At 75.2% G+C, this 13,342-nt stretch carries 14 protein-coding genes; 8 read left to right on the top strand and 6 right to left on the bottom strand.

The annotated features are described in order from the left end of the window. The first annotated feature begins 5 nt into the window (after positions 1 to 5). Complete coding sequence (locus ACWCXC_RS15000) at positions 6 to 632, top strand: TetR/AcrR family transcriptional regulator (RefSeq protein ID WP_450889001.1); 627 nt, start codon at positions 6 to 8, stop codon at positions 630 to 632. Positions 633 to 739: 107 nt separating this feature from the next. Here ACWCXC_RS15000 and ACWCXC_RS14995 read toward each other — a convergent pair whose 3' ends face one another. Then, entirely contained in the window at positions 740 to 1,168 is a 429-nt protein-coding gene (locus ACWCXC_RS14995; RefSeq protein WP_450680485.1) for a MarR family winged helix-turn-helix transcriptional regulator, read from the bottom strand. 134 nt (positions 1,169 to 1,302) lie between these two features. Between ACWCXC_RS14995 and ACWCXC_RS14990 the strand changes: the two genes are divergently transcribed. Beyond that, the gene (locus ACWCXC_RS14990; RefSeq protein WP_450889000.1) at positions 1,303 to 2,196 is read left to right on the top strand and encodes an MBL fold metallo-hydrolase; all 894 of its coding nucleotides are present in this window, start codon (positions 1,303 to 1,305) and stop codon (positions 2,194 to 2,196) included. A gap of 46 nt (positions 2,197 to 2,242) precedes the next feature. Here the strand turns inward: ACWCXC_RS14990 and ACWCXC_RS14985 are convergent, their stop codons facing one another. Next, positions 2,243 to 2,938: a FadR/GntR family transcriptional regulator gene (locus tag ACWCXC_RS14985; protein ID WP_450888999.1), complete on the bottom strand. Its 696-nt coding sequence runs from the start codon at positions 2,936 to 2,938 to the stop codon at positions 2,243 to 2,245. A 151-nt stretch (positions 2,939 to 3,089) separates the two neighbouring features. Between ACWCXC_RS14985 and ACWCXC_RS14980 the strand changes: the two genes are divergently transcribed. The 4 genes from ACWCXC_RS14980 to ACWCXC_RS14965 all read left to right on the top strand — a co-directional run bounded on the left by ACWCXC_RS14980 (position 3,090) and on the right by ACWCXC_RS14965 (position 7,214). Continuing rightward, complete coding sequence (locus ACWCXC_RS14980; protein WP_450888997.1) at positions 3,090 to 4,049, top strand: dihydrodipicolinate synthase family protein; 960 nt, start codon at positions 3,090 to 3,092, stop codon at positions 4,047 to 4,049. After that, on the top strand, positions 4,046 to 5,005 hold the full coding sequence (locus ACWCXC_RS14975) for an ROK family protein (protein ID WP_450888995.1): 960 nt from the start codon (positions 4,046 to 4,048) through the stop codon (positions 5,003 to 5,005). The genes ACWCXC_RS14980 and ACWCXC_RS14975 overlap by 4 nt, the downstream gene beginning before the upstream one ends. Further along, a complete protein-coding gene (locus ACWCXC_RS14970) occupies positions 5,002 to 5,697 on the top strand; it encodes an N-acetylmannosamine-6-phosphate 2-epimerase (RefSeq protein WP_450680490.1) in 696 nt (231 codons plus the stop codon). Before ACWCXC_RS14975 ends, ACWCXC_RS14970 begins: the two co-directional genes overlap by 4 nt. A gap of 62 nt (positions 5,698 to 5,759) precedes the next feature. Next, on the top strand, positions 5,760 to 7,214 hold the full coding sequence (locus tag ACWCXC_RS14965) for a sialate:H+ symport family MFS transporter (protein ID WP_450680491.1): 1,455 nt from the start codon (positions 5,760 to 5,762) through the stop codon (positions 7,212 to 7,214). Positions 7,215 to 7,254: 40 nt separating this feature from the next. Here ACWCXC_RS14965 and ACWCXC_RS14960 read toward each other — a convergent pair whose 3' ends face one another. After that, positions 7,255 to 8,481: an acetyl-CoA C-acetyltransferase gene (locus ACWCXC_RS14960; RefSeq protein WP_450680492.1), complete on the bottom strand. Its 1,227-nt coding sequence runs from the start codon at positions 8,479 to 8,481 to the stop codon at positions 7,255 to 7,257. A gap of 224 nt (positions 8,482 to 8,705) precedes the next feature. Further along, the gene (locus ACWCXC_RS14955; protein ID WP_450680493.1) at positions 8,706 to 8,861 is read right to left on the bottom strand and encodes a hypothetical protein; all 156 of its coding nucleotides are present in this window, start codon (positions 8,859 to 8,861) and stop codon (positions 8,706 to 8,708) included. A gap of 262 nt (positions 8,862 to 9,123) precedes the next feature. On the opposite strand from ACWCXC_RS14955, the gene ACWCXC_RS14950 reads away from it, so the two are divergent. Beyond that, positions 9,124 to 9,786, top strand: a complete 663-nt coding sequence (locus ACWCXC_RS14950; protein WP_450680494.1) for a hypothetical protein — start codon at positions 9,124 to 9,126, stop codon at positions 9,784 to 9,786. Here ACWCXC_RS14950 and ACWCXC_RS14945 read toward each other — a convergent pair. Next, positions 9,752 to 10,684 (bottom strand): LysR family transcriptional regulator, encoded by a 933-nt coding sequence (locus tag ACWCXC_RS14945; RefSeq protein ID WP_450680495.1) that lies wholly within the window; start codon positions 10,682 to 10,684, stop codon positions 9,752 to 9,754. The two genes, ACWCXC_RS14950 and ACWCXC_RS14945, sit on opposite strands and share 35 nt — an antisense overlap. A gap of 179 nt (positions 10,685 to 10,863) precedes the next feature. Here ACWCXC_RS14945 and ACWCXC_RS14940 point away from each other — a divergent pair, with 179 nt between their 5' ends. Further along, positions 10,864 to 12,420: a 3-hydroxyacyl-CoA dehydrogenase gene (locus ACWCXC_RS14940; protein WP_450680496.1), complete on the top strand. Its 1,557-nt coding sequence runs from the start codon at positions 10,864 to 10,866 to the stop codon at positions 12,418 to 12,420. 112 nt (positions 12,421 to 12,532) lie between these two features. Here ACWCXC_RS14940 and ACWCXC_RS14935 read toward each other — a convergent pair whose 3' ends face one another. Continuing rightward, a complete protein-coding gene (locus tag ACWCXC_RS14935) occupies positions 12,533 to 13,228 on the bottom strand; it encodes a hypothetical protein (protein WP_450680497.1) in 696 nt (231 codons plus the stop codon). Positions 13,229 to 13,342: the final 114 nt, after the last annotated feature.

Below are 13,342 nucleotides of genomic sequence, written 5' to 3'. Positions count from 1 at the left end.
GGCCGGTGCCCAGGATCAGCGCCGCGACCGTCGCCGAGCACCACGCCCAGCAGCGGCTGGCGCTGGTGCGGGCCGCGCGTGAGCTCCTGGAGGGCGGGGACGCCGAGGCGGTGACGTTCACCTCGGTCGCCAGGGCCACCGGCCTGGCCCGCAACAGCGTGTACAAGTACTTCCCCGGCCGCCCCGAGCTGCTGGCCGCCGTCGTCGAGGACGCGATGCCGCGCTGGACGGACGCCATCAGGACGGGCATGTCGGCGGCCACGACCCCCGCGGAGAAGATCGCCGCCTACGTGTCCTCGCAACTGGACCTCGTGCGCGGCGGCGAACACCGGATCGCCCAGGCGCTGGCCCGGGTCAAGGACGCGACGCTGGTGCGGGAGAGCGCGGCGCGGGTCCACCACGAGCTGCTGACCCCGCTGATCGGGGCGCTGACCGAGCTGGGCGAACAGGACCCCCGGCGCACGGCGCTGCTCCTCCAGGGCATCGTCAACGCGGCCACCACGGCGATCGAGAACGGCGACGACAGCGCGGCGGTGACGGACCGGGCGGTCCGGATGGCCGTCACCGCGGTCACCGGGTCCGGGGACGGCCGGAACGGCCGGAACGGCCGGAACGGCCGGAACGAGGGCTGAGCCGTCCGCGCCCGACGCGGGCATGGCGGCGTCCGGGCGCCGGGAGCGATCTTCGCGTACGGACTTCCGGTACGCCGAGCGGCGCCGGGGCGGCGGCCCCGCACGCCCTACGAGCCGGTGACGGTCTTCTCCAGCAGGGCCTGGAGGGCGCGCTGCTGCTCGGGGCCCAGCGCCTCCAGCGGCGAGTCCTGGGAGAGGAGTTGGAGGAGCCGTTCACGCAGGGCTCCCCCCTCGGCGGTGAGGACGAGGTGTTTGGCGCGGCGGTCGGTGGGGTGGGCGCGCCGTTCGGCCAGGCCCTGCTTCTCCAGCTTGTCGATGACGAAGGTGGCGTTGGAAGGTTCGCAGCTCATGCGCTCGGCGAGCTCCCGCATGGTCATCGGCCCGGTCATCTCCCGCAGCGCGGTCGCCTGCGCGGCGGTCAGGCCCAGGGTGGCGGCACAGCGGCGCACGTGGTCGGCGATGCGGTGGGCGAGCCCGTTCACCAGGCCGCACAGCTCCCGTTCGGCGATGAACCGCGCGTGCGGAGAGGTCGTCATGACCTCAGTCTACCCACTCCATCAAGTCATAATAATTACAGCTTGAATGTTTCTAGCTTGACGCTTATGGTGGCCGAGCGCCCGCCGCCGGACCCGGTGGCGACCGAAGCGCCTGACGAACGAGGGAGCGAGCCATGACGGATCCGCGCGAGGACCGGGGCGAGCGGCTGCGGCGTCCCGCGGGGCCGCGCAGCCTACGGCTGGGCGACACGACGGTGTCCTTCGTGCCGGACGGGGCCATCCAGGGCCGGCCGAGCGCCTGGCTGCCGGGCACGACGGCCGAGTTCTGGGCGGACCGCCCGGAGTACCTGGACGCGTCCGGCCATCTGGTGGCGAGCACGGGCGGCCTCCTGGTGGAGTACGGGGACCGCGCCCTGCTGATCGACGCGGGGCTGGGCCCGCTCTCGGCTCCGGCCGATCCGTCGACACCGAACGGCGCGCTGCACGGCGGCGCCCTCCTGGACGGCCTGGCCGCGCTCGGCCGCCGGCCGGAGCGGATCGAGGCGCTGGCCTTCACCCACCTGCACCCCGACCACGTCGGCTGGGCCACGCACCCCGCCCCGGGCACCGGCCGGTCCGCGTTCGCCTCCGCCGACCATCTGGTGGCCGAACCGGAGTGGGCCGCCCTGCGGGCGGCACAGCAGGCGGGCGGAACGCCCGACGAGGTCACCGCGGCCCTCGCCCCCCGCGTGCGCACGATGACCGACGGACAGGAGATCTTCCCGGGCGTGCGGGCCCGCATCGCCGCCGGCCACACCGAGGGACACACGGAGTTCGTCATCACCGGGGGCGGGACCCGCCTGATCGCCTTCGGCGACTCCCTGCACACCCCGGTCCAGGTGGACCATCCCGAGCTGTCCTGCGTCTACGACCACGACCGGGCCGCGGCGACCGCGCACCGCCGGCGCCTCCTCGCGGAGCTGGAGGAGCCGGACACGATCGGCTTCGGCGTCCACTTCGCCGACGTGGTGTTCGGGCGGGTCCGGCGCGACGGCGGCGGACCCGGTTGGCACCCGGTGGACGACTGAGGCACCGACGCCGGCCGCCCCTCTTCCCCGTACCGGAACGGCCCCGCTAGCGAACGGGCGCCGGCTCCAGGCGGGCGCGGATGCCGTCGAAGTGGGTGCGCATGGCCCGGACCGCGCGTTCGCCGTCGGCCGCCGCGACGGCCTCGACGATCTCGCGGTGCTGGGCGCAGGTGACCGCCGGGTCCTGGTGGCCGTCGTCGAAGTCCTCGCGGACCCGGTCCATGGCCGCCCAGAAGGCGTCGAGCACCTCGCTGAGCAGGTGGTTGTCCAGAGCGGCGTAGAGCGCGGGATGGAAGGCCCGGTCGGTGGCGCGGGCGACGCGACCGGTGGCCGCCTCCCGCTCCATCGCGGCCACCAGCCCCCGGAGCACCGCGAGGTCCCCCTCCGGGACCCCGGCCGCCACCGCCCCGACCAGCCCCGCCTCCAACGCCTCGCGCACCTTCATCAGTTCGGCGAGACCGGGCTCGCCCTGGCGATGGCGCACGGCGGCGCGGAAGGCCAGGCCCTCGACGAACGGCGACAGGGAGAGCGAGCCCACGAAGGTGCCGTAGCCCCGCCGGATCTCGACGACGTTGACCGCCTGGAGGGATTTCAGAGCCTCGCGCACCGAGACCCGGCCCACGTCGAACAGTTCCATCAACTCGCCCTCGGTGGGCAGCATGTCGCCCGGGGCGAGCCGCCGTTCGAGGATCAGCTCCTTGAGCCTGCGCTCGATGTCCTGCGCCATGGTGGGCCGCGCCACAACGTCCTCCCGGAGTGCCGTTGCCCCTTGACCGTTCGCAGGAGCATCTGTTTAAGGTGAGCCAGACATCAGACATCTTACGTCTCATGTTTTGATCCGGGTAGCCGCTCGGGCCCCGGACCGCTGTCCCGATCAGCTGGAGCCCCTCACCATGCCTCTGACCGCACCGTTGCGCGGCGTCGTCCCGCCGGTCTGCACCCCGCTCGATCCCCGGGGGGAGGTCGACACCGCCTCCCTCGCCCGGCTCGTCGACCACCTCGTGAGCGGGGGCGTGCACGGGCTCTTCGCGCTCGGTTCCACCAGCGAGGTCGCCTACCTCACCGACGAACAGCGCGGCACGGCCCTGGAGACCGTCGTCAACGCGGCCGACGGCCGCGTCCCGGTCCTGGCCGGCGTCATCGACACCACCACGCCCCGGGTCGTCGAGCACGCCCGCACCGCCGCCGCCCTCGGCGCCGACGCCCTCGTGGCGACGGCCCCCTTCTACACCCGCACCCACGCCCGCGAGATCGCCGGCCACTTCCGCCGGCTGCGCGCCGAGGTGGACCTGCCGCTGTTCGCGTACGACATCCCGGTCGCCGTGCACAGCAAGCTCTCCGCCGCCCTGGTGCGCGAACTGGCCGAGGACGGCACGCTCGCCGGGCTCAAGGACAGCAGCGGCGACGAGGGCGGGCTGCGCCGGCTCGTCGTCGCCCTGGGTGGCCGGGAGGGCCGCGCGGACGGCCCGGCCCCGGACTTCAGCGTCCTGACCGGCTCCGAACTGACCGTGGACGCGGCCCTGCTGGCCGGCGCCGACGGTGTCGTCCCGGGCCTCGGCAACGTGGACCCGGCCGGATACGTCCGGCTGTACGAGGCCGCGCGGGGCGGCGACTGGACGCTCGCCGCGAAGGAGCAGGAGCGGCTGGTCGAGCTGTTCGCCATGGTCGACGCGGGCCCCGAGGCGGACATGGGCCGCAGTTCCTCGGCGCTCGGCGCGTTCAAGGCGGCGCTCCAACTGCTGGGCGTGATCGAGTGCGGCGACACCGCGTTCCCGCAGATCCCGCTCTCGGCCGAGTCCGTCGCGGTGGTCTCCGGGCGGCTGCGCGGCGCCGGCCTGCAGCCGGTCCGATGACCGCCGCGGCGCGGACCGGCGGCAGGCCCGTCGTCGGGCTCGACCTCGGCGGGACGAAGATCGACGCGGCGCTGCTCGGCCCGGACGGCACGGTGCTGGCCCGGCACAGCAGGCCCACCCCCGCCCGGGAGGGCGCGGCGGCGGTGCTCGACGCGCTCGCGGCGGCGGCGGCCGAGGTCGACCCGGACCGCACCGCCGCCGCCCTCGGCATCGCGGCGGCCGGGGTGATCGACCCCCGTACCGGCAGGGTCACCAGCGCCACCGACTCACTCAGCGGCTGGGCGGGCACCCCGCTGGGCACCGGCCTGGCCGACCGCACGGGCTACCCGGTGGCCTGCGACAACGACGTACGCGCCACCGCCGGTCCGGAGCTGGCCGCGCTCCTGGCGGAGGGCGGCGGCCACGGTTCGCTGCTCTTCGCCGCGATCGGCACCGGGGTCGGCGGCGCCGTCGCCGTGGACGGCCGGATGCTGCACGGGGCGGCCGGTGTCGCCGGGCACCTGGGGCATGTGCCGAGCCCCGAGGCGGCCGGGCTGCCGTGCACCTGCGGAGCCACCGGCCATCTGGAGGTCATCGCCTCGGGACCGGGCATCGCCGCCCACTACGAGCGGCTGACCGGAGGCGCCGTGGACCGGCTGGAGACCGTCGCCGCGCGCGCCGCGCGGGGCGAGGCCCACGCCGTCACCGCCATCACCACCGGCGCGGCGGCGGCCGGACGGGTCCTCGGCGGCCTCGCCAACGCGCTCGGCCCGGACCGGGTCGTCGTCGGCGGCGGGGTCCCCCGGATCGGTCCGCTGTACGGGAACGCCCTGCGGGACGCCTTCGCGCAGGAGCTGATGCCCCCGCTGCGCGGCCTCGTCCCCCGGGCCCCGGTCCTCGGACACGACGCGGCCGTGCGCGGCGCCGCCGCCCTCACCACCACCCTTCCCCTCCACCACCCGGGAGCACTTCGATGACCGGCACCGAAACGACCGCACGGGACCTGGCCGCCGCCCTCCGGGGCAGGCTGATCGTGTCCTGTCAGGCCCCTCCGGGCGATCCGATGCGGGAGACGTCCACCCTGGTCCGGCTCGCCCGCGCGGCGGCGGCCGGGGGCGGGGCGGCGATCCGGGCCAATGAGCCCGAGGTCGTGGCGGCGGTCGCCGCCGCCGTGGACCTGCCCGTGATCGGGCTGTGGAAGGACGGCGACACCGGGGTCTACATCACCCCGACCGTCCGGCACGCCCTGGCCGTGGCCGGGGCGGGGGCGGCCGTCGTCGCCGCCGACGCCACCGACCGGCCGCGCCCCGACGGCTCGACCTTCGCCGAGCTGGTCGAGGCGGTGCACGCCGCCGGCGCGCTGGTGATGGCCGATGTGTCCACGCTCGCCGAAGGCGTCACGGCCGCCGCGCTGGGCGCGGACTTCGTCTCCACGACCCTGTCCGGTTACGTACCGGGGCAGCCGAAGCAGACCGGTCCTGATCTCGCGCTGGTCGCGGAGCTGTCCGCCGCGATCGACGTCCCCGTGGTCGCCGAGGGCCGGATCGCCACCCCCGAGGAGGCGGCGAAGGCGCTGGAGCTCGGCGCGCACAGCGTCGTCGTCGGCACAGCCATCACCGCCCCCACGGCCCTGACCGCGCGTTTTGTCGCGGAAATCACCCGGCCCTGACGATCCCCACCGCGCGGGACGGCTGTTCAACGGCGAACACCGTCCCGCATCCTGGAGTCACCGTGCACACCTCACCCCCCGCGCTCCCCTGGTACCGCCAGGTGAGCCGCACCCAGTGGAAGTCGTTCTTCGCCGCCTGGATCGGCTATGTCCTCGACGGCTTCGACTTCGTGCTGATCACCCTCGTGCTGACCGAGATCAGCGACGACTTCGGTCTGAGCACGGTGCAGGCGGCCAGTCTGGTCTCCGGCGCGTTCATCACCCGCTGGCTGGGCGGCGCCGTGCTCGGCGCGCTGGGCGACCGCTACGGCCGCAAGGTCTCCATGGTGCTCAGCATCCTGCTGTATTCGCTGGGCACCTTCGCCTGCGGCTTCGCGTGGAACTACCACAGCCTGTTCGCGGCCCGGCTGGCCATCGGGATGGGCATGGCCGGGGAGTACAGCGCCAGCTCCACGTACGTCATGGAGAGCTGGCCCGCCGCGCTGCGCAACCGGGCCAGCGGCTTTCTGATCTCCGGCTTCTCGGTGGGCTCGGTGCTCGCGGCGCAGGTCTACGACTGGGTGGTGCCCTCGCTCGGCTGGCGCTGGATGTTCTACCTCGGGCTGATCCCGATCGCCGTCGCGCTGTGGATGCGGCGGGCTCTGCCGGAGGCCGAGGAGTGGACCGAGTCCGTCGCGGAGGAGGCCGAGCGGCCCCGTCCGCTCCGGCCGCTGTTCCTCACCCCGCGCCGGGCCACCGCCAACACGGTCCTGGTCGCGGTCGCCACCGTGTCGTTGTTCCTCGTCTTCACCCCGGGCGGCGCCGGAGCGGTGCCCGCTCTCTCGGTGGTTGCCGGCCTCTCGCTCGCCGCGCTCGCGGTGCAGTTGGGCGGGCGGCGCGGCTGGGTGCTGTACCTGTCGATGATCGTGACGCTGTTCTTCGCGTTCCTGTACTCCTGGCCGATCCAGGCCCTGCTGCCCACGTATCTGAAGACCGAGCTGGGCTACACCACGGACCAGGTCACCGACGTCCTGTACTTCGCGGGCTTCGGGACCATGGTGGGCTGCTGGGCGGCCGGCTTCCTCGGTGACCTGATCGGTACGAAGAAGGCGTACGCGCTGACGCTGCTGGCCTCGCTCGCCTTCGTCTATCCGGTCTTCGCGGTGCGCGACCACCTGGTGCTCCTGGGCGTCCTGCTCTTCCTGCTCCAGGCCACGAGCTTCGGCATCTCCGGGCTGCTCCCCCGCTGGATCGGCGGCCACTTCCCCACCCGGAGCCGGGGAGCGGCGCTCGGCTTCACCTACAACGTGGGCGCGCTCGGCGGGGCCGTCGCCCCGGTCCTCGGGGCGCATCTGGCCTCCGGGATGGACCTCGGGCAGGCGCTCGCCGTGCTGACCTTCGCCGGCACCGTGATCGTGGTCGCGCTGGTCGGCTTCGACGTGCCGGCCCGGCTGAACCGGCTGGCGGACCCGTCGGCCGGGGACGACCATCTGGCCGCGGCCCCGCGGGCCGGGGCACCGGTCCCCGTCCGGCGGTGAGCGAGGTGGCGGGCCCGCGACGGGCCCGCCCCTGCGTCCGTCAGACCGCGAGGCGTTCGAAGACGGCGGCCAGGCCCTGGCCGCCGCCGATGCACATCGTCTCCAGGCCGTAGCGGGCCTCGCGGCGGTGCAGTTCGCGGGTGAGGGTGGCGAGGATACGGGCCCCGGTGGCGCCGACGGGGTGGCCGAGGGAGACGCCGGAGCCGTTGACGTTGATCCGCTCCTCGTGGTCCTTCTCCCCCAGACCCAGCTCCCGGGTGCAGGCGAGGACCTGGGCGGCGAACGCCTCGTTCAGCTCGATCAGGTCGAGGTCGGCCAGGGTGAGCCCGGCGCGGTCGAGGGCGGCGCGGGTGGCGGGGACCGGGCCGATGCCCATCGTGGCGGCGGGGACCCCGGCGCGGGCGAAGGAGACCAGCCGCACCAGCGGAGTCAGCCCGAGGCGTTCGGCGGTGGCGGCGCTGGTGACCAGGCAGGCGGCGGCCGCGTCGTTCTGCCCGCTGGCGTTGCCCGCGGTGACCGTGGCGTCCGGGTCCGACGTGGCCATGACCGGGCGGAGCGCGGCGAGCTGTTCGGCGGTGGTGTCGGGCCGGGGGTGCTCGTCGGCGGTGACCACGGTGTCGCCCTTGCGGCCCTTGACGGTGACGGCGACGGTCTCCGCCGCGTACCGCCCCTCCGCCGCCGCCCGCCCGGCGCGCCGCTGCGAGCGCAGGGCCAGGGCGTCCTGGTCGGCGCGGCTGATCCCGTAGGCGCGCCGCAGGTTCTCGGCGGTCTCGATCATGCCGCCGGGGACCGGGTGGTTCTCGCCGCCGGCCGTGACCCGGCCGCGGGCCAGCGCGTCGTGGAGCTGGAGGCCGGGCCCCTTGATGCCCCAGCGGCCCTCGTGCGTGTAGTAGGGGGCCGCGCTCATCACGTCCACGCCGCCCGCGATCACGACCTCGCTGAAGCCGGCCCGGATCTGCATCGCGGCGTCCAGGACCGCCTGGAGCCCGGAACCGCAGCGGCGGTCGATCTGCGAGCCGGTGACCGTCTGCGGGAGTCCGGCGTCCAGCGCGGCGACCCGGCCGATGGCCGGGGCCTCGGCCGACGGGTAGGAGTGGCCGAGGATCACCTCGTCCACCCGGTCGGGGTCGATGCCGGTCCGGGCGACGACCTCGCCGATCACGCGGGCGGCGAGGGCGGCCGGCTTCTGCCCGGCGAACACCCCGCCGAAGCGGCCGATCGGGGTGCGCAGGGGTTCGCAGATCACGACGTCGAGAGGGTCGGGCACGGCGGGGCCTTTCCGGGGAGCGGGAGACAGGGGTCGAACACGACCCTCGCACCCCGGACTGATTCGGTCCAATATCCGGTTTCCCCGGGTTCAAGACGGAGAACGTCTCAATCGACCGCTCGGCCGCTCCTCGGACGGCCCCGCCGTGCCGGTTCCGTCAGACGCGGGTCTGGGTGGCGAGCATCAGCCGCAGGGCCCGGGTCAGCGCGTTGTCCTCACCGAAGTCAGACCCCGGCCGGCACCTCGACCAGCTCGCCGTGGGCGAGGACCAGGACGCCGCAGGAACCGGTCCGTGCCGTGCCGGCGCCGCCCAGCCACTCGCCGTAGGCGGCGGACGTGGTGTCCAGATGCGCCCGGCCGCGCCGTCCGACCTCGGCCATCAGATCGTCGACCCCGGTCAGTTCGTCCAGAGCTTCTCCTGGTCGCGCAGGAACTCGTAGGTGGCCAGCGCCTCCGCCCGGGTCTCGGTGGCGGCATCTCCAGGGCCAGCAGCTCCCACCAGCGGCTCATCACCGCGACCGCCTGGGCGTAGGTCGGCGGGTGGGAGAAGTGCTCGGGGTCCTTGAACACGGCGATCGCGTCGCGCGCCCAGGTGGCCGTCAGCCCCTCGGCGGCCAGGGTCTGCCGGTAGCGGATCTCGTCGTGGCGGCGCGGGGCGGCCGACCGTGCCCCGGTCTCCGCGCAGAGCCGGCGGGCGGAGTCGAGGGCGGCGCCGAAGCGCTCCGGATCGGCCAGGGCGCGACCGGGCTGCTGCCCGCCGCGCGGTACGTCGTGAAGGTCCTGGACCGGCACTACGTGGAACCGGAGCCGGGCCGTATCGCCTGGTACCTGCCCCGCGTGGTGGAGCGGTCCGGGCTCGCGAACCTGCCGGGGCTCCCGGCGGGCACACCGGTCGTGGTGCGGGAGTACGTCGCGCACGACGCGGAGTACCGGGTCTACATGACCTGGGGCGAACTGCACGCCTTCGAGGTGGCGAAGGAGCACCCCGAGGACGTCTGGACCCGGCCGGACGCGGTGGCGGTGCGGCGGGTCCCGGTGCCGGACGCCGTGGCCTCGGCGGTCCGGGCGCTGGGCGCGGACCTCGGCGTCGTCCACGGGGCGTTCGACCTGCTGCGGGCCGGGGACGAGCCGGTGTTCCTGGAGGTGAACGCGCACGGGGACCGGGACTGGTTCGAGCACCGGGCCGGGACCGACGTGGTGACCCGGGCCGTCGTGCGGTCCGTGCGCGACCTCCACCGCTCGGTGCTCGGCGGGGCCCGCCCGGCGGCGGTCAGTCTGCTGGCGTTCCTCGGCGCGGGCCGGTGACCGGACGGGCCGGGGTGGGCAGCGCGGTCTCCGCGACGGCGAGCACGGCGCGCAGCGCCGCCGAGGGGTTGTCGGTCCGCCAGGCGAGCGCGGCCTGGCGGCGGACGGGCGGTCCGGCCGGCCTGCGGTAGACCAGGCCGCTCTGCCGGATGTGCTGGACGGAGCTGACGGTCAGCGTGACCCCGACACCGGCCGCGACCAGCGCCAGGATGGTGTACGAGTCGGGGGCCTCCTGCACCACCCGGGGGGTGAACCCGGCGGACTCGCACGCCTCGACCATGGCGTCGCGGACGGTGGAGCCGGCGTTCGCCGGGAAGGAGACGAAGGGCTCCCCGGCCAGCGCGTCGAGCGGGATCTCCTCGCGGGCGGCGAGCGGATGGTCGTAGGGCAGCGCGCACACCAGCTCCTCCTCCCCGATCACCCGCACCTCCACCCCGGGCCGGTTCACCGGCAGCCGGACGAACCCCAGGTCCAGCGAGCCGTCCGCGACCCGGGCGAGCGCCACGTTGGCGTAGGTCTGCCCGGTCATGACCAGCTCGATCGCGGGGTGGGCGGCCCGGACCGCCCGGGTGAGCAGGGGCAGCGTCTCGTGGCTGGAGGCACCGGCGAAGCCGATGCTGACCCGGCCGTACTCGCCGCGCCCGGCGGCCCGCGCCGCCCGTACCGCCGTGTCCAGATCGTCGAGCACCCCGCGCACCGGCTCCAGGAAGGACTCCCCGGCACCGGTCAGCCGCACCGAGCGGGTGTTGCGTTCGAAGAGCTGGACGCCCAGCTCCCTCTCCAGCCGGCGGATCTGCTGGCTCAGCGGCGGCTGGGCCATCTGGAGCCGCCGGGCGGCCCGTCCGAAGTGCAGTTCCTCGGCCACGGCGAGGAACGCCTCCAGATGGCGCAGTTCCATACCGGTCCCTCCCGTTCGCCGCCATTGATGCGTACGGCGTCCTGATCCGAGACTAATTCGGTAGTGGACGCCGATCAATGACGGCTGGCAGGGTGGGGCCGCCTCCCCGCACCCGCGGAGGCGACCGCGTACACGATCAGGCCGGCGGCACCCCGCCCCTCGAAAGGACCGTGACCCGCATGCGTATCAGGATCGTCGGCGCCGGAGCCATGGGGCGGGGCATCGCCCAGTGGGCGGCCTCGGCCGGACACACCGTCGAACTGGCCGACGTCCGCGCGGAGGCGGTGGCCGACGCGGTCGCCTTCGTCCGGTCCATGCTCGGCCGGGCCGTCGAGAAGGGCCGGATGTCGGCCGGGGACGCGGCGGACGCGGTGGACCGGATCGTCCCGCTGGACGATCCGTGGGCGGCCGGTCCCGACGTGGACCTCGTCGTCGAGGCCGTGCGCGAGGACCTGGAGACCAAGGCGGAGGTGTTCGGCCGGCTGGAGCGGGTGCTGCCGGCCTCCACGGTGCTGGCGACCAACACCTCCTCGCTCTCGGTCACCCGGATCGCGGCCACGCTGAAGGATCCGACGCGGCTGGCCGGACTGCACTTCTTCAACCCGGTTCCGCTGATGCGGATCGTCGAGGTGGTCCCCGGCGCCACCACCCGGCCGGACATCCCGCCGCTGCTGACCGCCCTGGTGGAGAGCTGTGGACACCGCGCGGTGACGGTCGCCGACACCCCGGGATTCCTCGTCAACCACGCGGGGCGCGGTCTGGTGACGGAGGCACTGGCGCTGCTGGAGGAGCGGGTCGCCGACCCGGCGGGCATCGACCGGGTGGCCCGGGACGTGCTGGGGCTGCGGATGGGCCCCTTCGAGCTGATGGACCTCACCGGACTCGATGTGACCGCCGCGGTGATCGACTCCATCTGGGAGGGCTTCCGGTACGAGGACCGGCTCCGCCCCTCCAGCCTGACCCCGAACCGGGTGGCCGCCGGACTGCACGGCCGCAAGACGGGGCGCGGCTGGTTCGCCTACGGGCCCGGGGCCGCCGGGCCCGCCCCGGAGGCCCCGGTGACCGGCGATCCGGACCGGCCGGTCCTGGTGGTGGCCGCCTCCCCGTCCGGTGAGGGGGACGCGGCCCGGCTGCGCGCGGCGCTGGCCTCGGCGGGCGCCCGGGTCCAGGACGGCCCGGAACCGTCGGACGGCGCGCTGGTGCTGGTCCCGGTGTGGGGGACGACGGTCGCCTCGGCCGTCGCGGAGCTGGGGCTGCCCGCCGGCCGCACCTTCGGGGTGGACCCGCTGCCGGCCGCCGGGCGGCGCCGGGTGCTGGCCGTGACCCCGGCGGCGGGGCCGGACGCGGCGCGGGACGCGCGGGCGGTGCTGGCGCGGGCGGCAGACGGCGGGGAGCCGTTCGCGGTGTCGGTGGTGCGGGACACGGCGGGCTCGGTCGCGCAGCGGCTCCTCGCGTCGATCGTGTCCGTCGCCGCGTCGATCGCGGAGCGCGGGCCCGCCGCACCGGCCGAGATCGATCTGGCGGTCACGGCCGGACTCGGCTACCCGTGCGGCCCGCTGGCCTGGGGCGACCGGATCGGCGCGGGCCGGATGCTGGAACTCCACCGGGCGCTGCACACCACCACGGGCGATCCGCGCCACCGTCCGACCCGCTGGGTGACCGAACGCGCCGCGCTCGGCCTGGCTCTGACGGACCCGGGCACCTCGCCCGAGGACTGCACGGACCCGGAGGCGTAGCCCCGGACGGCCGCTCGCCCACCCCACCGCGTCGACCCGTCGGCCGGCCGTTCCCGGGGCGCGGCGGCCGGGGTCGCGGCAGCCCGTCGCCGGGCCGGTCCCGGGGACACGGTCACAGCAGCCCCGTGCGCGGCAGGGAGACCCGGCTGCGCGCGGGGTCGCCGGGGCGCTCCCGGTCGTACAGCACGACCGTGCGCCGTCCCAGCGCGGCGCGGGCGACGACGGCGGGGAAGGTGCGGCGCACCCCGTCCCCGTCGGTGAAGACGACCTGGACCCGGCCTCGGTGGCGGCTCACCCGGTCCCAGCCGTGCAGCTCCGCCTCGGCGGTGGCCAGCCGGCCGCGCAGCCGCAGCCGGTGCAGCCCGTTGGTCCTGCGCAGGCTGCTCGCGGCGCCCGCGACGGCGGCCAGGGCGAAGAGCGCGGCGGCGACGTCGGAGACGGTGATCCAGTCGGCGGCGGTGAGCGGGTCCAGCAGCCAGCCCGCGGATTCGTCGGCCCTTGGCTCGCCCCGGTCCACGGCCGTCCGCCAGCCCGCTCCGAACGCGAGGGCGGCCAGGGTCAGGGCCGCCCCGGGGGCCGCACGGTGCAGGAAGCGCCGCGCCAGGAGCGCCAGGGCGGCCACGAGGACCGCGCCCAGGAAGGGGGCGCCGCCCGCGAGGTCGTCGGTGGCACACTCGGAGGCGTCACAGGTCCAGCGGACCCGGGCGCTCTCGGCGGAGCTGATGTGGAAGAGCATCCAGACCTGCCAGGCCAGCAGCGCGCAGGCCACCGCCAGTGGTGCCCGCGCGACGATCGCTCCACGTGTCATTTCTCGACCTCCCCGCCCGTGAACCTATGCCACGCCCGGGTCCCCGGACGCGGTGGGTCCGGCATCGTCCGAGGTGGGAGGGGCCGCACGGGCCGGCCTGCCACGGCAAGGGAC

It is taken from the genome of Streptomyces sp. NPDC001515 (assembly GCF_053597115.1).
Note: the sequence above shows the minus strand (reverse complement) of the source record. Positions and strands in the feature narration are given on the sequence as shown.